Annotated in this window: 16 protein-coding genes, 7 tRNA genes, 1 rRNA gene and 2 pseudogenes; 23 read left to right on the top strand and 3 right to left on the bottom strand. The window is 29.6% G+C overall.

All coding sequences use genetic code 11. The annotated features are described in order from the left end of the window. The first annotated feature begins 162 nt into the window (after positions 1-162). From rrf to ACWJJ7_RS11770, 17 genes and pseudogenes are all read left to right on the top strand, one after another. Positions 163-279 (top strand): 5S ribosomal RNA (rrf, locus tag ACWJJ7_RS11850). Positions 280-287: 8 nt separating this feature from the next. Further along, positions 288-364: transfer RNA gene (locus tag ACWJJ7_RS11845), tRNA-Ile, on the top strand. A 5-nt stretch (positions 365-369) separates the two neighbouring features. Then, positions 370-445 (top strand) — tRNA-Ala (locus ACWJJ7_RS11840). Between the two features lie 264 nt (positions 446-709). Next, a complete protein-coding gene (locus tag ACWJJ7_RS11835) occupies positions 710-1,207 on the top strand; it encodes an HDIG domain-containing metalloprotein (protein ID WP_462962286.1) in 498 nt (165 codons plus the stop codon). Between the two features lie 145 nt (positions 1,208-1,352). Then, positions 1,353-1,868, top strand: coding sequence for a 3H domain-containing protein (locus ACWJJ7_RS11830; RefSeq protein ID WP_462962285.1), 516 nt, complete (start codon positions 1,353-1,355; stop codon positions 1,866-1,868). Positions 1,869-1,915: 47 nt separating this feature from the next. Continuing rightward, positions 1,916-3,079, top strand: a complete 1,164-nt coding sequence (locus tag ACWJJ7_RS11825; protein ID WP_462962284.1) for a DUF362 domain-containing protein — start codon at positions 1,916-1,918, stop codon at positions 3,077-3,079. 6 nt (positions 3,080-3,085) lie between these two features. Beyond that, positions 3,086-5,797: a UPF0182 family protein gene (locus ACWJJ7_RS11820; RefSeq protein WP_462962283.1), complete on the top strand. Its 2,712-nt coding sequence runs from the start codon at positions 3,086-3,088 to the stop codon at positions 5,795-5,797. Between the two features lie 217 nt (positions 5,798-6,014). Beyond that, complete coding sequence (locus ACWJJ7_RS11815; protein ID WP_462962282.1) at positions 6,015-8,240, top strand: ATP-binding protein; 2,226 nt, start codon at positions 6,015-6,017, stop codon at positions 8,238-8,240. 180 nt (positions 8,241-8,420) lie between these two features. Continuing rightward, on the top strand, positions 8,421-9,818 hold the full coding sequence (locus ACWJJ7_RS11810) for an FAD-dependent oxidoreductase (protein ID WP_462962281.1): 1,398 nt from the start codon (positions 8,421-8,423) through the stop codon (positions 9,816-9,818). 40 nt (positions 9,819-9,858) lie between these two features. After that, positions 9,859-10,095, top strand: a pseudogene (locus ACWJJ7_RS11805) (DUF1667 domain-containing protein); the annotation flags it as partial. Between the two features lie 50 nt (positions 10,096-10,145). Next, positions 10,146-11,429 carry a serine--tRNA ligase gene (serS, locus tag ACWJJ7_RS11800; RefSeq protein ID WP_462962280.1) on the top strand — a complete coding sequence of 428 codons (1,284 nt, stop codon included), beginning with the start codon at positions 10,146-10,148 and terminating at the stop codon, positions 11,427-11,429. 263 nt (positions 11,430-11,692) lie between these two features. After that, positions 11,693-11,783 (top strand) — tRNA-Ser (locus tag ACWJJ7_RS11795). 26 nt (positions 11,784-11,809) lie between these two features. Further along, positions 11,810-11,900: transfer RNA gene (locus ACWJJ7_RS11790), tRNA-Ser, on the top strand. Positions 11,901-12,024: 124 nt separating this feature from the next. After that, a tRNA-Ser gene (locus ACWJJ7_RS11785) sits at positions 12,025-12,115 on the top strand. 27 nt (positions 12,116-12,142) lie between these two features. Next, positions 12,143-12,233 (top strand) — tRNA-Ser (locus ACWJJ7_RS11780). A 147-nt stretch (positions 12,234-12,380) separates the two neighbouring features. After that, a complete protein-coding gene (locus ACWJJ7_RS11775) occupies positions 12,381-12,908 on the top strand; it encodes a GNAT family N-acetyltransferase (protein WP_462962279.1) in 528 nt (175 codons plus the stop codon). 51 nt (positions 12,909-12,959) lie between these two features. After that, positions 12,960-13,036, top strand: a tRNA-Arg gene (locus ACWJJ7_RS11770). A gap of 140 nt (positions 13,037-13,176) precedes the next feature. Here the strand turns inward: ACWJJ7_RS11770 and ACWJJ7_RS11765 are convergent. Beyond that, a complete protein-coding gene (locus ACWJJ7_RS11765) occupies positions 13,177-13,548 on the bottom strand; it encodes a tyrosine-type recombinase/integrase (protein WP_462964985.1) in 372 nt (123 codons plus the stop codon). A gap of 179 nt (positions 13,549-13,727) precedes the next feature. Between ACWJJ7_RS11765 and ACWJJ7_RS11760 the strand changes: the two are divergent. The 6 genes and pseudogenes from ACWJJ7_RS11760 to ACWJJ7_RS11735 all read left to right on the top strand — a co-directional run. Next, a pseudogene (locus ACWJJ7_RS11760) lies at positions 13,728-13,913 on the top strand (recombinase family protein); the annotation flags it as partial. Positions 13,914-14,898: 985 nt separating this feature from the next. Beyond that, positions 14,899-16,773, top strand: a complete 1,875-nt coding sequence (locus ACWJJ7_RS11755) for a radical SAM protein (protein ID WP_462962278.1) — start codon at positions 14,899-14,901, stop codon at positions 16,771-16,773. A gap of 17 nt (positions 16,774-16,790) precedes the next feature. Next, positions 16,791-18,923 carry a helicase-related protein gene (locus tag ACWJJ7_RS11750; RefSeq protein WP_462962277.1) on the top strand — a complete coding sequence of 711 codons (2,133 nt, stop codon included), beginning with the start codon at positions 16,791-16,793 and terminating at the stop codon, positions 18,921-18,923. Further along, positions 18,914-19,081, top strand: coding sequence for a hypothetical protein (locus tag ACWJJ7_RS11745; RefSeq protein WP_462962276.1), 168 nt, complete (start codon positions 18,914-18,916; stop codon positions 19,079-19,081). The genes ACWJJ7_RS11750 and ACWJJ7_RS11745 overlap by 10 nt, the downstream gene beginning before the upstream one ends. Positions 19,082-19,083: 2 nt before the next feature. Next, entirely contained in the window at positions 19,084-21,039 is a 1,956-nt protein-coding gene (locus ACWJJ7_RS11740) for an AAA family ATPase (RefSeq protein ID WP_462962275.1), read from the top strand. Positions 21,040-21,051: 12 nt separating this feature from the next. Next, complete coding sequence (locus tag ACWJJ7_RS11735) at positions 21,052-21,495, top strand: hypothetical protein (RefSeq protein ID WP_462962274.1); 444 nt, start codon at positions 21,052-21,054, stop codon at positions 21,493-21,495. A gap of 847 nt (positions 21,496-22,342) precedes the next feature. Here ACWJJ7_RS11735 and ACWJJ7_RS11730 read toward each other — a convergent pair. Both ACWJJ7_RS11730 and ACWJJ7_RS11725 read right to left on the bottom strand, forming a co-directional pair. Then, on the bottom strand, positions 22,343-22,555 hold the full coding sequence (locus ACWJJ7_RS11730) for a hypothetical protein (protein ID WP_462962273.1): 213 nt from the start codon (positions 22,553-22,555) through the stop codon (positions 22,343-22,345). A 212-nt stretch (positions 22,556-22,767) separates the two neighbouring features. After that, positions 22,768-23,466: a hypothetical protein gene (locus tag ACWJJ7_RS11725; RefSeq protein WP_462962272.1), complete on the bottom strand. Its 699-nt coding sequence runs from the start codon at positions 23,464-23,466 to the stop codon at positions 22,768-22,770. Positions 23,467-23,608: the final 142 nt, after the last annotated feature.

Raw genomic sequence — 23,608 nt, 5'->3', positions numbered from 1 at the left:
AAAAGTAATGCGATATACTTCTTTCGTAAGAAAGAAGCAAGGCTTTGAGCGTGAGCGAAAAGACTAATTCACTGTGCAATTTTGAGAGAATATCTCATAAGGTATATAGACAAGTTAACAATAGCTTGGTATACTTTAATTGTAAGGTTAATACCTTATAAATCTGGTGATTATGGCATGAAGGTAACACCCGTTCCCATACCGAACACGAAGGTTAAGCTTCAATGCGCCGATGGTACTGCAGGGGTGACCTTGTGGAAGAGTAGGTTGTCGCCAGGTCAATACATGGATCTTTAGCTCAGCTGGTTAGAGCTACCGGCTCATAACCGGTCGGTCCGGGGTTCGAGTCCCTGAAGGTCCACCATATGTGGGGATATAGCTCAGCTGGGAGAGCACCTGCCTTGCACGCAGGGGGTCAAGGGTTCGATTCCCTTTATCTCCACCAAAAAACAGTCCAAATATGGGCTGTTTTTTATTTCGTTAAAAACTACTCATTAACGACATTTCAGAAGGAAAGTCTCCCATTTCTATAAGTGGGAATGAACTACCCTAGCAAAAATAAAACTTCAGTGGGAGTATAAATCTCCTTATGAAGTCGTTAAATCATCTCCTGTGGAGATACAACAGCTCCGCAAGAGATGATTTAATTATAGATTTTATAGATTTATTAGGTAAAAAGTATTAAAATATAAAATATGAAAGGAACTTTATGATGTCATTATATAGAGTAAAGCAGTTTTACAGGTCAATGATTTCTAAGATTAATGATGAAGATATAGAGTTTCTTAAAATGCATTTAGAAACTTATGAATTACAATTATTAAACCAATTACCTACTTATGAGCAAAAACACTGTATAAATGTAGCTAGGGATGTAAAATTAACTTGTAATCAAAGAAAATTAGAATCAAAAGATTTGATAAAGGTTGCATTGTTACATGATATAGGTAAAATATATAGTAGTATGAATCCAATAGATAAAGCTATAATGGTTATAATTCATAAGATAACGAATGGAAAAATTAGAGCATATAAGAAAAATAAAAAAGTTAATATTTATTATAATCATGGAGATATAGGATATAATTTATTAAGAAAGTATGGTTACAATGATAGAATTTTATTTTTAGTGAAAAATCATCATAATAATAATATAACAGAGGATATAGAATTAGACTTATTAAAAGAATGTGATGATAGAAATTAAGAAACTAATATATAGTTTCTTTTTTTATACTTATCACACTAAAAAAGTATATTTTAATTTAAAATCAATTATATGTTATAAAGTATTTCTAATAATATGAAAAAAGTGATAGAATATAATTAAATACAAATAATGGGAGGATGGAATGAATTCAAAGGAAAGAAGAGGATATATTAAAAATAAACTAATTAAAGACAATATTACATATAAAGGTCAGTTTTTAGCAGAGAAATTAGGTGTTACAAGACAAGTTATAGTAAAAGATATTGCAATTATAAGAGCAGAAGGAGTAAATATAATTGCGACTTCTGAAGGCTATTTAATACCCAAGGAAGAAAGTAATTATGTAAGGCGAGTAATCGCAGTTTCACACACAAGAGATGATATATATAATGAGCTTGAATGCATTGTTAAATTTGGTGGGATAGTAGAGGATGTAACAGTAGAACACTCTTTATACGGTGAGATAAGAGCAATGCTCATGATAAAAACAATTATGGATATTGAGAAATTCACAAAAAAGTTTAAAGAATTTAGTGCCGAGCCATTATCCTTGTTAACTAAAGGAGTACATTTACATACTATAAAAGCAGATAATGAAGAGATTATAGAATGTATTATAAAAGAGTTAAAAAATAAGAATTATTTAATTTGTGATTAATTTGTTATTAATTTCTGATTAATTTAATTATTAAAGGAGAAAATGTTATGGAAAATGTTGCACTTTTAAAATGTACGGAATATGATGTTGATTTAGTAGAAAAAAAGTTACGGGAGGGATTTGAATTATTAGGTGGACATCAATTTTTGAAAAAATTAATACCAAAGAATAGTAAAGTACTTTTAAAACCTAACATGTTAAGTATTGAGAGCAAAGGATCACCAGTAGTAACTCATTATGCTGTTTTTGAAGCAGTAATTAGAATTATTAGGGAATATTCTAGTTATATTAGCTTTGGTGATTCACCTGGTTTTGGAGATTCAAGAAAAGCAGCAGAAAAATCTGGTCTTATGGAAGTTGCTGATAAATATGGAGTTAGTTTTGAGGATTTTAAAGAGTCGGTACATATTAAATTAGATAATTCTATTTTGTGTAAATCTTGGGATATTGCTAAAGCTGCTTATGAAGCAGATGTTGTTATATCACTGCCAAAACTTAAAACACATGCTATGGCATATTATACAGGTGCTGTAAAAAACCAATTTGGTTGTATACCAGGAACGCAAAAAGCAACTTGGCATACAAGAATGCCTAATGCAAATAATTTTTGCAAGATGCTTTTGGATTTAAATACAGCTGTTGGGACTAATTTTGCTATTTTAGATGGTATAATTGCCATGGAAGGTAATGGACCTAAAAGTGGACAGCCATATAAAATGAATACTTTAATTATGGGACAAAGTTTAACGGCTGTCGATTCCACTGCAGTTAGGCTTATAGGTTACGATGATCCTTTGGATACACCTGTTTTAAAAGAAGCATATGATAGTAAATGGGGCATAGTACTTTCAAAGGATATAAACATACTTGGTGAAGAATTAGAATCTATGAAAGCAAAAAAATTTAAGCTCTGTAGGAAGGGAGGTAACTTCTATTTTATAAACCCAGGAGTAACTAATTTTCTAAGAGAAATGATAGCACCAAATCCAACCCTAATCAGAGAAAAATGTATAGGGTGTGGAAGGTGTTCTGAGGTATGTCCAGAGAAGCCAGCGGTGATTGAGATGGTACTAGAAGGAGGCATATTAAATCCTAAATGGAATATGCATGAATGTATTAGATGTTTTTGTTGTCAGGAATTATGTCCAGTTGGTGCAATTGAAACAAAATATTCAAATTTAGCTAAATTACTTAAATTAGATAAGAGGTGATTTTTTATGAAAAGAAAAAAGACCATAGCTATCATTATAGGAATAATAGTAATAGTTATAGCTTTCTTAGATAACATAATTAATTTAGCTATAAACATACAGTGGTTTAAAGAAGTAGGATATTTATCAATATATTTTACTAAATTAACATCAACTTTAAAGTTAATGGTACCAATTTTTATAGCGAGTTATATTGCAATATGGATGTATTATAAAACATTTAAATGTAGCATTTTAAGATGGAAAAAGGTCGTTGAAGTGAATAAAAATAAAGAAAGATTAGAACGCAAAATTATTATAGTTACAAATATTATAATCTCTTTTATAATTTCGATTAGATTTGCTTCTAACTATTGGTATACAATACTGCAGTTCGCAAATGCTACAAGTTTTAACACTGTAGACCCATTATTTAAAAAAGATATTTCATTTTTTATATTCAAACTTCCATTAATTGAGTCATTATATCGAATGTTCATAACTTTGCTAGTAGTATTAGTAATTATTACGATAGTAATATATATCACATTAACTGCAAAGAATCATATATTACATTCCAATAAAGAAAATATATTTTCTAAATTTAAAAACTTTAAAAGTGGAATAACTAAATTTGCGGGAAGGCAGCTTGCCATAGTATCTTCACTAATATTAATGCTAGTAGCTCTGGGATACTTAGTAAAAGCTTGGAACTTAGTATACTCACCAAGAGGAATAGTATTCGGAGCAAGCTATACAGATGTACATGTAACCTTAAGATTTTATCAAACAATAGCAGTGGTATCTTTAATTGCAGCTATAATTACAGTTATAAGTATACTGAAATATAAAACAAAACCTGTGATTATATCTATTATTGTGATTGTTGCATTAATTGTCGGGGAAAATATAACAGCGAATGTAGTTCAAAAATTTCAAGTTCAATCGAATGAAAAAACTTTAGAAAAACCATATATTCAATATAATATAGACAATACGAGAAAAGCTTTTAATTTAGACACCATAGGAGAAGTTCCGTTTGAAATAAAAAATGATTTAACGAAAGAGGACATTAATTTTAATAACAATACTATTGATAATATAAAAATAAACTCTTTTAAGCCAGCATTAGAATTTTATAATCAATTTCAATATATGAGGTTTTATTATAGATTTAATGATTTAGATATTGATAGATATAATATAAATGGAAAATATAATCAAGTATTTATTGCACCAAGAGAAATTGAGTTAGAGTCATTAAAGGATAATTCAAATACTTGGCAAAATAGACATCTAGTTTATACTCATGGATACGGTGTGGCTATGAGTAAAGTAAATTCTGTAACAAGTGAAGGCCAGCCGGATTTTGTGATTAATAATATACCTTTAGAAAATAAAACAAGTATAAAAATAGATAATCCTAGAATATATTTTGGTGAAAGTACAAATGATTATAGTATAGTTAATACAAAAATTGGAGAGTTAGATTACCCTAAGGGTGGAGAAAACCAAATTAATAACTACGATGGAAAAGCTGGAATAAAGATGAGCCTCGCAAATAGAATTTTGTTTTCAATAAATAAAAAAAGTACTAAGTTTTTATTATCCAACGATATAACTTCTAATAGTAAAATATTAATTGATAGAAATATAGTTCAAAGAGTAAAAAAAATTGCTCCATTTTTAACATATGATAGTGATCCATACATTGTAATAAACGAAGGAAGATTATATTGGATTATAGATGCATATACAACCTCCAATAGATATCCGTTTTCACAGCCACAAAATGGTGTGAATTATATGAGAAATTCAATTAAAGTTGTCATTGATGCAGTAGATGGAATACCTGAATTTTATATAGTTGATAAAAAGGATCCTATAGCAAATAATTATTCAAAGATATTCCCAAAACTATTTAAGAATTCAGAGACAGTTCCTAGTGGTATAGAAGAACATTTTAGATATCCAGAAGGCTTATTTAATTTACAATGTAATGTACTTGGAAAATACCACATAACTGACCCTGGAGTATTTTATAATGGGGATGATGTATGGTCTATAGCAACTAACAAAGAGAAGGTTGAGGGTGAAAATGAAATAAATGAAGCTTCTTATGTAATAATGAAACTACCAAATGAAAGTACAGAAGAAATGATTTTACTTGAATACTTCAACACTAAAGGGCGAGATAACATGGTATCTTTATTGGGAGCAAGGATGGATGGAGATAATTATGGAAAAATGGTTTTATATAAATTTCCACCGAAGCAAACAGTATATAGTCCTGTACTATTTAAACAAAAGATGAATCAAGATACTATAATATCAAAAGAATTATCACTTTGGAATACGCAAGGTTCACAAGTTCAATTTGGAGAAACCTTAATTATACCAATTAAAAATTCTTTGCTTTATGTAGAACCTATGTATTTGAGAGCTAAAGGCGAGAAAAGCATACCAGAGATGAAAAAGGTTATAGTGTCTTATGGTGATAAAATAGTTTTAGCTGATAATATAGAGTTAGCGCTTGAGAAAATATTTGATTATACAGATAAAAATAATATATCTCAAACTAAAGAAAAATCAAATCTAGATGAAAAATCATTGGAAAATATAAAAATTGCTAAAGAACTTTATAATAAGGCATTGGAAGCTCAAAAAAATGGTAAGTGGACTGAATATGGGATATTTATAAAACAATTAGGTGATACATTAAATAAAATAAGTAAGTAAAATATATCTAAATATGATTTATGTCACATTGTATTATAATAAAATGTTATCTTAGGGCATATATTATTTGTTATATGTCCTTACTTTTATAGTATAATTTGTTTTGCGTTATGTAAAAATAGATAAATATTATATAAAACAAAGGAATTTGAAATAAAATGTAGAATAAGTTTATATATATGAGAGTATGAGGGGTATGGGGTATGGGGGTTATGTTATGAAATATACAAATAATAATTTGTATAAGGCTGGTAAAGATTCATTATGCATAGGTACAGATGCTTTAGATATTAATAATTTACCGAAAGTAATAATAAAAAATATTTCAGATGCTCTTATAAACAGAGAAAAAATTATATTTTTTACAGATGATATATCCTATAAAAATATTAAAAAAAACTTTGATGGTGATGAAGATTTCATAAGACATAATATAAATGCAGGTAGTCTTAAAATAAAAACGTATAATATTGCTGCTTTTGATTATGACTATAAAGAGTTTTTAGATATTATTGATATTATTTTTGTTGTTAAACAAAAATTGAGAATAATATGGGATTTTAAAAATGTAATTAGAAGAGTTGGCAAAGTAGATGTTTTAATTAAATGTGTTCAAAAAATAATAGAGTGTTCAAAAGATAATATCTCTAATATGGTTTACATTGACAATAATGTATATAGCTTTAATGAATTACATAGGTTTAGTAATTTATTTCAAACGTTGATTATTATAGATAGAAATAAAGAAATGGAATTTAAAAATAAAAATGAAATAGAAAAAGCAATTTGGATGCTTCAGTCTAATTCACAACTAAAATATCAGAATAAGAATTTAGTTTTATTTAATGATATTTTTTCAAATATACCCAAAAACACAGATGAGAATGAATTCAGAGAAATCGTAATGAATAAAATTAAAGATGTATGTGATGTAGATTTTTGTATTTTACATAATTCAGTTAAAGAACAAGAAAATACAATAAACATGGGTAATTATTATGGGATCACTAAAAAACATAAATACTATTTGATTAAGGATACAAAAACAATTCATTACATTAATAACTTTAATGAAATTGTATTAAATAGTAATGGAGATGCAGTTTTAAATTTAAGTGAAATAGACGACCAAAAATTAGTAGAAAAATTTAAGTTATTAGGCATAGTAAGTTATATGGCTATTAATGTAGAATATTATGATAGTTCTAAAGGTGTAATATGTATAGGAAGATATAAAAACAATATAGAGTTATCTAAAAATAACATAGAACATTTAAAATCAATATGTAAAACTGCATTTTATTTAATTCAGGATCAAAAAAGATTTTCTGATATGAGAAATAGACTAATACAAAACGAAAAATTAAGGGCTATGGGAGAAATGGCTGCGGGAATAACTCATGATATAAATAATATACTTACACCAATTGTAGGATCTGTTCAACTTTTAAAGGATACAACTAAGGAAAAAGAAAATTTGAAGTTAATTAGCATTATAGAAATATGTGCGTATGATGGAATGAATATTACCAATAAGGTTAAAAGATTAACCCGAAAATGTAATGATAATGATAATGATTTTGAAATCTTTAGCGTAGATAATGTAATTTCAGATGCAATAGATTTAACGAAAAGTAAATGGCTAACAGGAAGCAATTTTAAAGGAATAAAAATAAATATAATTAAATCGTTAAAATCTAATGAGACAGTGCAAGGAAATATAACAGAAATAAGAGAGGTATTTATAAATATAATAGCAAATGCTATAGATGCTATGCCAAAAGGTGGTAAAATAGAGATTATTACTAAAAATAAAGCTAATAGGGCTATTATAGAAATAAGAGATAATGGAATGGGAATGAAAAAAGAGATTCAGAAGAGGATATTTGAACCGTTTTTTACAACAAAAGGTAACAATGGTTCGGGGCTTGGATTAAGTATTTCTTATAATATAATACTTTCACATAAAGGGAGCATGGAAATTGAAAGCGAAGAAAATGTAGGAACTTCTTTTATTATCAAATTACCTCTATGTGAAAAAATAACTAAAAATGATGATGTAGGATTAAGGGATGTAATTGATTTTGAAGGGAATATTCTTGTTATCGATGATCAGGATCAAATAAGGAATGTTGTTGCTAGTATGATAAAGTCAATTGTTAAATGTAAAATAAAGGCATGTGGATGTGAAAATTTAGATTCAGAGTTAAAAAGGAGAAAATATGATATAATTGTATGTGATTTTAATATGCCGAGTATTAATGGATTTCAAGTTGCAGAAAAAGTTAAACAAATAAACAATCAGACATATTTTTGCTTAATGACAGGTTGGGTGGGATCGTTTGAAGGTCAAGAAATGAATAATGTTGATTTCATTTTAAATAAGCCTATAAATAAAGAAAGTTTAAAGAAAATGTTTTTTTATTATAGTACGAGAGATTAAAAATCTACAAAATGATGATAATTACGTCTAAAATGCGGGCCAAGAGAAGAATGGATGACTGTTCTTCTTTTTTTTAGTAAAATCAGAAAAAAAATTAAACATATTGAGTCATATGTTTAAAAAAAAGGATATAATAATAATGTAAATTAAAATAGTTTTGTTTTATGGTGGAGGGTTACTATGGACTATGATGTACTTATTTTGGGCGGAGGAATAATTGGATGTGCAGTTGCTTATGAAATCTCAAAATATAATCTTAATATAGCCGTTATTGAAAAAGACTATGATATAGCTGATGATGTAGCATTAATAAACACTGCTATGGTATATGATGGTGTCGAAAGTGAAGATACTTTAACTGCAAAGCTTGAACGTATGGGTAATAAAATGATGGATACTATAAGTGCTAAATTTAATGTTCCATTTAAGAGGTGCGGTTCTTTAATAATTGCTCAAACTGATGAAGAAGTTGAAATAATCAAAAAAATATATAATAGAGCAATAGAGCGAGGCACGAAGGACGTATTGATTTTAGAACCAGAATACATATATGAAATGGAACAAAATTTAAATGTAGATGTTAAAAAAGCATTATATTCTAAAAATACGGGTGTAATTTGTCCGTTTGATTTAGCATTATCTTATGGCGAAGTGGCATTTGATAATGGTGTAAAATTTAAATTAGAAGAAGAAGTAATAGATATTCAAGAAATATCAAAAGGTTTTAGAGTTGTTACTAATAAAAATAAATTCACTTGCAAAATGGTAATAAATACAACTCCTTCAGAAAATTACAGTATAGTAAATGAAAAAAAACTTTATGTAAATAATAGTGAAAGAATATCAAAGTATATACTTTTAGACAATGATAAAAAAGCAAGGTTTTCGCATGCATTATTTATGATTAATGTTAAAGGCGAAAGGATGTATACAATTCCAACCATGGAGGGGGATACTGCAGCTGCTTTTAATACAAGAAAGAATGTCAGTTATGATGAAATAGTAAATAGGGTATCTAAGATAACAAATGGTCTACATGATATGGATGTTAAAATGTTTTTAGAATGGCCTTTTTTCGAAGAGACTATGATAATTGATGATAGTGGTATAGATGATGGACTAATTCAGATTAAAGGAAAGCACTACGGTCAGGTTACTATGACACCTGCTATAGCAAGCATTGTATGTGAGAGTGTAGTGAACAAGATGGAATGCAAGCTCAAAAAAGATTTCAATGATAAAAGGCGAGAGTACTATAAGTTTAGAGAATTGTGTGATGAGGAAAGAAAAAGTATTATTAAAATAGATGAAAAATATGGTAATGTAATATGTGGATGTGAAAAAGTAACTGAAGGTGAAATAGTGGATGCTATAAGGAGACCTTTAGGTGCTCGAACAGTAGAAGGAGTAAAAAGAAGAACTGGTGCTTCATTTGGAAATTGCCAAGGATCACATTGTTTAAACAAAATTGTTTCTATTTTAGCAAGAGAAACCAATAAAAAAATGACAGAGATAGTTAAGGACTCAAAAAATTCTAATATTGTATTATATAGAATAAAAGAGTTTAATAGTATGTAGGAGGTGACTTTATTTGATAGAAGAAACTGACTGCAATTTTAATGAAAATAAAGCAATATTAACAACTTTAGTTAGAATAAAAGGATCTAAATTACGAAATGTAGTTCCAGTAAAAAGTAGTAAACCTATTAGTAAGAGGTTATGGATTGAATGCTCAAAAGCATTAAGCAGAATACATGTAGGTCCTCCTATAAAAATAGGTGATATAGTATGTAAAAATGTACTTAATACCGGAGTTGATATTATTTGCACAAAGAATATCGAAAGAAATATTTAATTAAGATTTCAGAAGACTAAATAGTTAATAATATTTAAGGAGGAATAGTTATGTTAGATTTAAAAAGAATAAGAAATAATCCAGAAGAAATAAAAGAGTTGATGAAAAATAGAGGGGAAAATTTTGATTTATCAGTAATTGATGAAGTCGTATCTCTTGATAAGGCAAGAAGGGATATATTAGTTGAGGTTGAAGAATTAAAAAATAATAGAAACACTCAATCTGCACTTATACCAAAGCTTAAAAAAAGTGGAGAAAACGTAGAAGAAATTATGAATAAAATGAAAAAACTTTCAGATGAAATTAAAAATTTAGATATTCAGCTATATGAAGTAAATGAAAAAATTAAAAACATTATGTTAAGTATTCCAAATATTCCAAGTGTAAATGTGCCAGAAGGAGATACTGAGGAAGACAATGTTGAGGTGAAAAAATGGGGAGAGCCTAAAAATTTCAGCTATGCAGCTAAAGCCCATTGGGATTTGGGAACAGACAATGATATTTTAGATTTTGAAAGAGGAGCAAAGGTTACAGGTTCAAGATTTACAGTGTATAAAGGCCTCGGAGCAAGACTTGAAAGAGCACTAATAAGTTATTTTTTAGATCTCCATGTGGATAACAATGGGTATACAGAAATATTGCCTCCATATATGGTTAATAGACAAAGTATGATTGGTACGGGTCAATTACCTAAGTTTGAAGAAGATGCTTTTAAAGTGGCTAATACGGACTATTTCTTAATACCGACAGCAGAAGTACCGGTTACAAATATTTATAGAGATGAGATATTAAATGGTCAAGATCTTCCTATAAAGCATGTTGCGTATAGTGCTTGTTTTAGACAAGAAGCAGGTTCAGCAGGAAGGGATAGCAGAGGACTTATAAGGCAACATCAATTTAATAAAGTAGAACTTCTTAAATTCACAAAACCTGAGGATTCATATGCAGAGCTTGAAAAGTTACTTATGGATGCAGAATCAGTATTGCAAGGACTTGAATTACCTTATAGAATAGTTAAAATATGTAAAGGTGATTTAGGGTTTACAGCATCATTTAAATATGATATTGAGGTTTGGATGCCAAGCTACAACAAATATGTTGAAATATCAAGCTGTAGTAATTTCGAGGATTTCCAAGCAAGGCGTGCCAACATTAAGTATAAGGATGATAAAAAGGATAAAGCTAATTATATTCATACACTAAATGGATCGGGCGTAGCTATTGGAAGAGCATTAGCTGCAGTACTTGAAAACTACCAGAATGAAGATGGATCAGTAGCTATTCCAAATGTTTTAGTGAAGTATATGGGAGAAAAAACATTAATTTCAAAATAAGTACTTAAATTATTAATTTATATTATAATAATAAATGAGCAACTTAAGTATTTAACGACATTTCAGAAGGAAAGTCTCCCGCTTCTATAAGTGGGAGTATAAATCTCCTTCTGAAGTCGTTAATATTTCAGCTCCGCAGGAGATGATTTAATATTAAGTTGTTTATTTATTATAGTATTATGAAATGAAATTAATGACATGAAATATAAATATGTTGACAGACGATGTTTATGCTGATATAATGAACCTTGTCGTTAAGATATGGAGGGATGGTCGAGTTGGTTTAAGGCACCGGTCTTGAAAACCGACGTACGTGAAAGCGTACCGTGGGTTCGAATCCCACTTCCTCCACCATTTTTTAACGACATAAAATTAAGCTTGGAGAAATACTCAAGTGGCTAAAGAGGTGCCCCTGCTAAGGGTATAGACTGGGAAACTGGTGCGAGGGTTCAAATCCCTCTTTCTCCACCAGCAACATCTAACATTTGTTAGATGTTTTTTATTTTCACATAATATATTATTGCGGTCAATGTTTTAAAAAAGATATTGACATGATATAAACATGCTGATATAATAAACCTTGTCGTTAAGATATGGAGGGATGGTCGAGTTGGCTTAAGGCACCGGTCTTGAAAACCGACGTACGTGAAAGCGTACCGTGGGTTCGAATCCCACTTCCTCCACCATTTTTTAACGACATAAAATTAAGCCATGGAGAAATACTCAAGTGGCTAAAGAGGTGCCCCTGCTAAGGGTATAGACTGGGCAACTGGTGCGAGGGTTCAAATCCCTCTTTCTCCACCAAAAGTATCTAACAATTGTTAGATACTTTTTTTAATTTATCATATAAATAACTAGATTTTTAAATTACAAAATAAGTTATTTATTTATTGAATTAAAGCTAAATAAAAGGTATAATTATAGTATTAAAATAATAAAGAAGGCTAAAAGATGTTAAAAGGTAATAAAATATTATTGAGATGTGTAGAGAGAAGAGATTTGAATATATTTTATGATATTTGGGCTGATGAAGAGGTTAGAAGACTTGATGGTAATTTTAGATTACCTCCATCTAAAGAGGATATATTAAATAATTTTAATAAATTTATTAATCTTGATAAGAAATATCTTAGCATTATAAATGGAAAAGGAGTAGTTGTAGGATATATAACGTTTAGAGAAATTAATGAAAGTAAGAATGTATATGTATTAGGTATAACTCTAGGTCAAAACTTTTGGAATAGAGGATATGGGCAAGATTCTATAAATGTTTTGTTGAAATATTTATTCATGGATATTGCTGCACATAGAGTAGAGCTCGAAGTACTAGATTTTAATTTAAGAGCAATTCAATGTTATAAAAAATGTGGGTTTATAGAAGAAGGAAAGAAGAGAAAGACTTGCTTTTCCTATGGAGATTATAGGGATGTAATTATTATGGGAATTCTTAGAGAAGATTTTGTAAATAGTAATATATAAATAAATCTTTACTATTTATATATAATATGTTAATATAATAATGATATATATGCGTTGGTAGCTCAGTTGGATAGAGTAGCTGGCTACGAACCAGTTGGTCGCAGGTTCGACTCCTGTCCGACGCACCATTTTGTAAGGTTCTCATAGTTATATGAGGGCTTTTTTTATTGGAAATAACACAACCGTAACACAACCCACAAGGAAAAATATAAATTAGTATAACAAATAATATGATAAGAAGTGAAGAAAAAGAAAATAAACATTTAAACTATAATACAAATAAATCATTTAATTTGTCTACTGCTTTAATTTTTTCACTAGGCATTACATGAGTATATATATCAGCAGTTATTTTAATATCAGAATGACCAAGTAAAATAGATACAGTTTTCAGAGGTACTTCCCTTCCAAATAGCCTTGTAGCAAAGGTGTGTCTAAGACAGTGAAATTTTTTATGTTCAATTCCAGCACGTTTAAGAATCCTTTCATAACTTCTTGTTAAACTTCTTTCATCAGTAGCTTCTCCAATTTCATTAGGAAATACAAAATCGCTATTTACATACAAATCTTTAGCTTCTAAACTTTCTTTATTCTGCATCATTTTATGTCTCTTAACTTCTTTGATTATATTTGATGGTATAGGTACTATTCTAGCACTGTATTCTGTTTTAGGAAATTGTTCAATAATTTAGGTTTTAGGACATTCAACTTTTGTACCTGATTTTAAATCTATGATAGAAACCCTTTTTAAGGCTATTCTAACTGTGAGTTCCATTTCTATCAAGTCAATATCTGTCCATTTAAGTCCTAAGAGCTGAGGAATATACAACAAGTAGGGGCAAGAGCTTCAGCAAACAAAGTATAAAAGATATATTAAGTAATGACTTTTACAAAGGAATGCTCACACATGGAGACATAAAGAAAGTGGGTAGTCAACCAATAATAATTAATAAAATAGTATTCGGTAAAGTTCAAAGTTCATTAAATAAGAATAGTAATTTATAGAGCATATATTGGATATAGCAAGTTTAGAGAATCTGGTCATGATATAGTAATTTAAATTTACTTTAAAGATGGTTATGGTCTATTATACAAGCAACGGTGGAGTCAAGAGAATTGAATTGTATTAAATTTAACTGAAATTTAACTAAGCATGGAGAGGGCAACTAGGCCTTCTTTTTTTATGTGAAGTTCTTGGACAATAGAGGGGGTAGTTGATGGAACGGTATGGATTAATACATGTGTCACGTTTATTCTATAGGAGAAATCTTTAAAACGAAGAGACAGAAAGAAAAAAACCTCGGAGAACGGGGTAGAGGTGTGTTCTATATAAATAAAGTAGGGAGTATGGGGAAGAAAAAAGTCTACAAAAAAAATTTATAGATAAAAGTCCTAAAAAAACTTATAAAAAAAATATATAGAAAGTAAGCAGCGGAAAATACATGGGTAGAGTTCGCAAAACTATTGAATATTAGTAGAGCAACAATATATATACATATAAAAGGATATGAAATATGGATGAGAGCATAAGATTTCTTTTTTTATTTTGTATTAAGGTTAAGCATATAAAACAACAGGAGTTAAAGGGTCTATAGGTATCAAGGAAGCCATATAATTAACATAGTTAAAGATGTAACTATGTTAATTGTATAAGTGTAGGTATTGCAGATTTACATTGTATAAGGTATTAGCATAGGTAGATAGAATAGGGTAGCATAGCAGGGGTATAAAGTTTATATGAATGTAATAATGTAATAGAAACTTCAATAAGGGGTGTGGTATGATGGACCTCGTCTTCACAGAAACCAATAAAACCTCGATGGTGATAATAAATGACTTAGTCAGAGCCTCCTATAGATGAAGTTTTACAAAAAATAAATAAAAAATAATATTTATAAGAAAAATTTACAAGAAAGTTTAAATCGAATGGTATATAATAAGGATGATCGAATATTAATTCGATCATATTTTACAAGATGGAGAGTGCAAAATGAAAATAGGATTAATAGATGCGGATTTAATGGATAACGGGACTAAACATCCAAACCTTGCACTTATGAAAATTGCTGGGTTTTATAGAGATAATAGTAATGAAGTTAAATTAATATACAAAGACTATCTTGAGGTAGATAACTATGATAAGGTATTTATCTCAAAAGTCTTTTCATTTACAGAGGTTCCTGAATGGGTATTAGAAAAACCTCATGTGGAATATGGAGGTACAGGTTTTTTCGAGGATGGTGGAAAGAACTTAGATGAGGAAATTGAGCATTATATGCCTTATTATGATTTGTATAAAGAGTTTATCGATGAGCAATTGAAAAAGGGAAAGAGTAGACAGCACTATGCTGATTATTTAGATTATTCTATTGGATTTACAACAAGAGGCTGTTTTAGAAAATGCTCCTTTTGTGTAAATAAAAAATATGACCGAGTCCATAAACATTCGCCAATTGCTGAATTCTTAGATAACTCAAAACCATACATATATCTTTGGGATGATAACATATTGGCATTCCCTAATTGGGAAAATATTTTAGATGATATAGAAGCAACAGGTAAACATTTTCAGTTCAGACAAGGCATTGATTTGCGTTTGATGAATGATAAGAAGGCAAAAAGATTTGTTAATGCAAAGTACCAAGGTGATTTTATTTTTGCTTTTGACCATATTCAAGATAGAGATCTTATTATAGACAAGGTGCAATTATGGAAAAGATATTCATCAAAAATATGCAAAATGTATGTAATTAGTGGGTACGATTCTCAAGATGAAAAGGATATTAAAACGGTTTTCGAAAGAATTAAAATATTAATGAAGTATGGCTCATTACCATATATCATGCGCTATGAAGCATATAAAAGTAGCGAGTTTAGAGGAATGTATGTTCAACTTGCCAGATGGTGCAATCAACCGAATTTTTTTAAAAAGAAATCATTTAGGGGATTTTGCGAAGCAAATCAGGAGTATCATTCAAACCCGGATACAAATTGCGCTGCATACCAATCTATGGTTGACTTTGAGGCAAGTTTCCCTGAGATAGCGGAAGAATATTTTGATTTAAAATTTGAGAACGAAAATATTTACAAGAATCAGTATGGATATGGAAGAAGATTTGCCAATAAAACCTCTTGTAGGTGGTGTAATCAGAATAATAAAACGTGGGAAGATATTGTAACAGGAAAAGTAGATAAAAAATTATTTTTGCAATTATATTTTACAAAGGAAATTGATTTGCAGTGCGGATGCTATGAAAATTCGTTATGTATAAATACTGAAAAATATTCAAAATATGTATGCAATACATTACTAAATACTGATGGAAAAGAAATTATAGATGCTATTAAAAATTGTAATGATCTTGAAAAAATTGATGCTAGTAATATACCACAATTTAGTGATATAGATAATGCAATATTTAATACAATAAAGACAGTTTTGAATGCTGGAAATATAGGTATTGGACTAGAAGATTTAGGCTTCTATTTGACTGGATCAAGAGATAAGAAAAAGGGCGCGGATATTAAATATGGAGAAAATCATGCTAAGTTGGCTACGCTTTTAGATTTAGTCCAAATTACAGGAGGAAGAGGAAATGTTAAAGTGTTTGCATCAGAATTAGGAAAAATATATGCAACCTATAGCAAGGAAGAACAACTAGAAATTGCTAAAAGATTAGCCTTTAGAATTCCAGTTGTTCATAGGGCGTTTATTGAGGCAGAGAACAAAAAAATTGATATTAATGAATACATTGCCATATTATCTGAAAAAACTCAAAATAGGAGAAGATCAAACGTAGAAAGTGTGATACAATTAGCTCAGAAATCTATTGAAAAATTAGATGAATATACCATAATACCTTAAGGAAATGGTGTGAGATTATGAGCTATATAAATATTGAAATAAAATCTAGCTATGAAACGGGTAAGGACAACCTTGTTGAGGATTTTTATGTACCCGTTTTAGAAAATGCGGTTTCATATGATCGCATAGCTGGTTTTTTTTCGTCTTCTAGCTTAGCGATTGCCGCGAGAGGGATAGCTGGGTTAGTGAAAAATAACGGAAAGGTGAGGTTAATTGCTTGCCCAAGACTAAATAAGGATGATGTGAATGCTTTAGAGAATTTGTCGGAAACTTCAGGATGCTATTTAGATGATTTGTATATTAAGGAATTGGAAGAAATTGAAGATAAATTTGAACGGGATCATATATGGGCATTGGGCTGGCTGTTGGCACATAATATGTTGGAAATTAAAATAGCTGTAGTGTATGAGAAGGCAAAATTATCTACTTACAATGAAATTGAAAGAAAGGGTATTTTTCACCAGAAGGTAGGGGTATTAAAAGATATCGATGGTAATGAAATTTCATTTAGTGGATCAATTAATGAATCAGCTTCCGGATGGCTAAGCAATATTGAAGAGTTTAAAGTATTCAAAGCATGGGTCCCAGGTCAAAAAGAGTATTTCCAAAGTGATAAAAATAAGTTTGATGACTTTTGGAATAACAATAGGGAAAATGTTACTATTATGGATCTATCTCAAGCTGTAAGAGATAAGTTAATAGAATATGGAGATAAATTTGAATTAGAAAATTTAATTGTTAAAAAGTATAGAGAATATTTAGAACTAAAGCATGAAAAAAATCCACTTGGCTTGTTTTTTTATCAAAGGGATGCTATTAAAATGTGGAAGGAAAATAACCGAAGTTTGCTTTTTCAAATGGCAACTGGAACAGGAAAAACTAGGACTGCGATAGGTTGCATAGATGATACACTAAAAATACATAGTAAATTAGTAGTTATTGTTTCTTGTCCACAAGGAACATTATCATTACAATGGAAAGATGAAATTGAAAAATTGGGATATATGTTTGATTACAGTATCATAGCTGATGGTACAAATAGAAAATGGCCAATTCAATTTAAGGAGCAAGCGTTAAAGGTCTCAATTGGATATATTAATACTTTGATTGTTTATACAACCCATAAAACTGGAAGTAAATATAAATTTGATAACTTAGCAAATTCAATTAACAGTGAAATACCCTTACTTTTCATTGGAGATGAAGCACATGGATTAGGTGCATATGAAGCAAAAAATGGGTTATTAAATAGATATACATATAGGATTGGATTGAGTGCTACACCAAGTCGTTGGTTTGATGAAACTGGAAGTCGAATAATAGAAGAATATTTCGGAAGTAATTGCTTCGAATTTACTATTGCAGATGCATTAGAGACAATTAATCCATTAACAGGAAAGACGTTTTTGGTGAACTATAATTACTATCCACAATTTGTTAAACTTTCAGAAGAAGAGCTTGAAAAATATCAGAGTTTATCAAACAAGATTAGACGATTGAGCCAGTGTCAAGGCATTAAAGAAGAGTACAAGAACCAATTCGAATCGTTACTGTTTCAAAGAGCGAATATAATTAAAAATGCGAAAGATAAGATTATGAGACTAGTTGTTATATTGTCTGAAATTGTTGATATAAAAGATACAATTATTTTTGTTACTGATGAACAAATAGATATGGTAATGGAAATCCTTCAACAAAAAAAAATTCGTGCACATAAGTTTACACAACAACAAGGAACTGTTCGTAGAAAACAATATTTTGGAAAATCTGAACGGCAATATATTATTGATAAATTTAAAGAAGGAAAATATCAGGTTTTGGTTGCAATCAAGTGTTTAGACGAAGGAATTGATATACCAAGTGCATCAACAGCAATTATAATGGGAAGCAGTAGCAATCCTAGAGAATTTATTCAAAGAATTGGAAGAGTTATTAGACAATCAGAAGATAAAAATAGAGCAAATATATATGATTTGGTTGTTTGCCCAAGTATTGACAGAGTACATAACTTAGAGTTAATAAAATTTGAAAAAAAGGTATTTGAAAAAGAAATGGTAAGGATAAGGGATATTGGTAGTAATGCAATCAATAATGCGCAAGTTTTGGATAGCACTGAGAATATTTTGAGGAGGTTGAGACAATGGGTCTAAATAAAAAGATTTTAGAAAAGATTTCTGAAAAAACAAAAGATGATGAGGACATAAAAAAATTTTTAATATCACTTTTGCAAGTGGAAAACAAGGGAATTGCGCGCTATAAGCAAGAATATAATATGCAACTTGAAAAATACTGCAAGGAGGTAGAATAGAAGTGCGTATAGAATCAATTGTCATTCATAATTTTAGACAGTATAAAAACTTAGAAATTGAATTTCCAAGAAAAAAAGAGTGTGACCTACATGTTATTGAGGGGACAAATGGAATGGGAAAAACAAATTTATTAAATGCTATTACATGGTGTTTGTATGGAAAGGAACCCCATTTGGGAATAGAATCACAGTCATTACCTAGAATTAATATTGACACACTAAAAGAATCAAATATTGGAGGGAAAGAGTATTGTGATATCCAGGTCCAAATTACGGCTAGAGACGATAATAAAGTAATTATTTATGAAAGAAAACAAAAGTATTTATCTAAAACTAATTTTGGTTACCGAGATGAGTTTTGTGTTATAGTAATGGGTCAAAATGAAAATGTTAATACAATAATATATGAAGGTGATCAAGCTAAAGAATATGTAACAATGTATATGCCTGAGAAGATAAGAGAATACTTTTTCTTTGATGGAGAACATTTATACCAATATTTTATAAATGAGCAAGGCAAAAAGATTAAAGATTCAATTCACACAATTTCACAGGTACAATTGCTTACGAGTATAAAGGAGCGATTAGATGTTATTATTGTAGAAAAAGAAAGAGAGGCCGGAAGCTTAAATCCGGATATTGCTAAATTGACTTATGATAAACAAAATATACAATTAGGTATAGATAACTTATTAAAAGACATAGGAAAAGTAGAGGAGCAAAATGATATATCTGAAAAAATCATTAAAAGGAATAGTGAATTTTTAAAGGGCCAAGAGGATATACCTGAGAAAGAAGAACGTTATGAAAAGTTAAAAAATACTATAGATTTAAAAGAAATTGAACTTGGAGAAATAGATAAAGAATTGTTATCCTTTATTCGAGATTATAAAACCTTATTTGCATTTTATCCATATATTAAATCGACTTTAGATATGATAAAGGAGAAGGAAGAGTCGGGAGCATTACCACCTAATATCGACAGAAATTACCTAAGTCATATGATTAAAATTCATCAGTGTCTTGTATGTAAACATCCTTTGAATGAATTTGAAGAAGAAGAGGTACAAACATTAATAGACCAAATAAATGTATCATCAGAATTATCAAATTTATTAATGTCAATTAAGAGTGATTTAGAAAAGAAAATTGATGAAATAAAATGCTATCCTGAAAAAAAGGACAAGATATTAAAAAAGAAGAAAAACAAAGAAAGTGAAATAATCAAATTAAGGATTGAGGTAGACGAGCTAGATAGTTACCTAAAAGGTTTTTCAGATAAAGTGGAGATATCAAGGGCGCATAGAGAGCGCATTGAACATGAGGTTCTAGTTAAAAATAATATGAGAAAAATAGGTGTATATGAAGAACAATACAATAAAAAATTAGAGAATTGTAAACAAGCAGAAGACAAATTAAATAAAGCGATAAATCAAAAAGAGGAATGCAAAAAAATCAAGGTACTTTTAGAAACGGCCTATAAAGGTAAAGGAATAGTTAAAGAAATTGAACAAGAAATGATGTCAGAAGTAAGAGAAAATATTAGAGTAGAAACAATGACAATTTTTAAATCGTTAATATGGAAAAAAAATACATATGATCATATCGAATTGGATGATTCATATAAATTAGACTTAGTTCATGTTGATGGATATAAATGTGTTGGATCTTGTAGTGCAGCTGAAAGAGCTCTTCTAGCATTATCTTATACTTTGGCATTGCAGAATGTTTCTGGTTTTAATTCTATGCTGTTTATAGATACTCCTGTATCCAGAGTTTCAGATGTAAATAGATGTAATTTTGCAAATGTATTAAAAGATGTGAGTAAGAATAAGCAGATTATTATGACATTTGCTCCATCTGAATATTCAGATGAGATAAGGAATGTATTTGAACCTATTGCAAGTACTTCGGTTAAACTTGCTACTGATGATGAAAGAACTACATTTTTAGGATAGGAGGGTAATACTATGAAAGCAAATAGTAAAAGGCCGGATAGAATATTCGTTACTAAAAAGGCTCAAAAAATTAAACTTAAAATTGATGAAAAAAATTTTTTAGGTTTAGATAACAATATGACAGACAGAATACAGTTGTTTCTTTTTGCAATGGCCTTAGGGATAAATACAGGATGTCCTACAAAATTAGAAAACTCGGATAGTTTTGTATTGGATCAGTCAATAAAAATGCATCATCGTGCATTAATGTATGCATTATATATAGGAGAAATCCAAGATAAAAATAATTTGGAGAAGTGTGTTGATGTAGAATCAGTATATGATTTGGCACAGAGATATGCTAATACAGGTTTCTTGATTATTGAGGACTATATGAATACGAAACAAGATTCAGTTATTCAGTGGGAATTGATAAAAGAGATGGATGAAGAGTACAAAGCTATAGAATGGAGTTAGGATAGTTATTGTGGACACAAAAAGAGGAATGCAGCTTAATAAGAGGTGAATGGAAGTGCCTACATAGATTAATAGTAGCAGTTTTAAGAATTGAGGTTCATAAGCAGTAATTATAACTAATAAATGGTTATTCATATGCATTATTATGGATTTTATATTTCTGGACTTTCATACATTTCCACTGGTATTTATAAAGACAAAGAAAAAATCATGTTCACTAAATATAAAAGTGATAAGTGAGATTTGTCCTAACGAATTGTTATTTTATATATGTTGGAATGTGTCAGGATAATTTCACATTTGAATTTCGGTTATACGTAGTCCTCTCCCACTTTAAAGTTGGCTAATTTCACCTTAGCCTAAGATACCAAATGTTAGATAGAAATTTCAGATAAGATATAAATAAGAATGCCCTATACAACATTGTACGGGGCTATTTCATGATATAATCCATTTGCGATTTAATGACTATAAAATCTTTAAATACAAGTTACCATAGGAATTAAGTTGCTGTTTTCATTAAAATTTTAATAGATTATTCGAGGTGTGGAGTTTATAAACATAAAATCTGTTGTTGATATTACTAGCGTAACATGGCCGTTGTGCACCAAGTTTTTGCTCAAATATTGTTCTTGAATATTTATAGGAATATGAACTGAAACTAAACTTACAGATCCACAACTCTATCGACCATCTATAACAGTTTGCACATGTGTGCTTAGTGGCATTAAATAATAGTACAGCAGATATTTCAAAATCTTTTGGAGTATTTCATCTGAAATAAATAATCCAGCTAACCTATGCTGACCATCAACTATTTGGAATGTAATATCGTCGGGGGGTTCCATTATTCCGAAATCGTTTTTTTGATATCGGTGTATAAATTTTCGAATTGTTCATATTTAGAAATATCAATAGAAATAACAATGGAGGTAGGAAAAAAACTATCTTCTTCATCTTCTAAATATTTCTTTATTTTTAGTATTCTACTTATTTGGACTCGTCTTTGTACACCTTCATCATCTGCATTTATTTCTATAGCAAAACAAATTGTATTCACAATTTGTTCACGACCCTCGAGGGTGGTTTTGAGTGCAACGAATTTGCAGATTCAAGACAACTAAAGGGGCTTCGTTATCGCCATATGCGTAGATTAGAGAATGTTCAAGAGCAGGCTCTGCTTACAGTAACAGTGCAAAATATGAAGAAGATAGCTAGACTTCTACAGCGTAACTATATGTAAAAGGATCCTATAAGAGGATCCTTTTCATATTAATAATTGGTAATTTGATGCTTATTTTTATAATATTCTTCGATCTTGTTTAGATCTTCCAACGATAATTGAATATGATCTACTTTATGATCTACACCTAGCAACGATGCTATTTCATAATATACAGCTGGGTTATTACGGTGGGCTTTATCTGTAGGACCTTCTTTGATGAAGCGCTCCAAGCTAGATATCCATATTGGAGATGTCTCATCTGAGGCCAGTCTATATATACGTCCACCTAAGCTATCAAGATATTCTCTGACAGATTTACTACCTATACACCCTTTGATGTTCATGTATAGCATAAAGGCGCCCTCATTTGTAGAAATATTAAGGTACAAAGAAAGGTTTTCTGCCACACCAAGAAAGTATGATTCATTGTTAGCAGAATACACGCCTTTTGTTAAGTTAAGGAGAATAGTGTAAATGTGGCTGCGGTACCTTAAAGGAAGAGAATAGAAATTTTTATTAAACGCTGTTCTTTGTCTGTTCGGGAAATCATAGTTCAAGTTATTAAGATCTATTATGGGGAATTTAAGAAGCTCAACTAGCGAAATTTTTTCTCCAGATACCTCTATAAATTCGCAGGAACTTATCATTGCATTAATTGCATCATTTTTGATACCGCTAAATGCACGTTGGCTAATGTCATCAGCCTTTTTATTGTTTTTATTTAATAAGTCTAGTGTAAGTCTCATATTATACGCTCCTCTTTAAAATAAAATTATGGTTAGATAAATAGTTATTGGGCATACTCGAGTGATATATTACTGCGTTATATTTAAACATAATATTATGGTGAGGTTATATGGTGTAGTTACAAAGGTGATTATAATGCAT

This window comes from Clostridium sp. CM042, assembly GCF_055080995.1.
The sequence above is the reverse complement of the archived record's forward strand: the minus strand, read 5'-3'. Positions and strand labels throughout refer to the sequence as shown.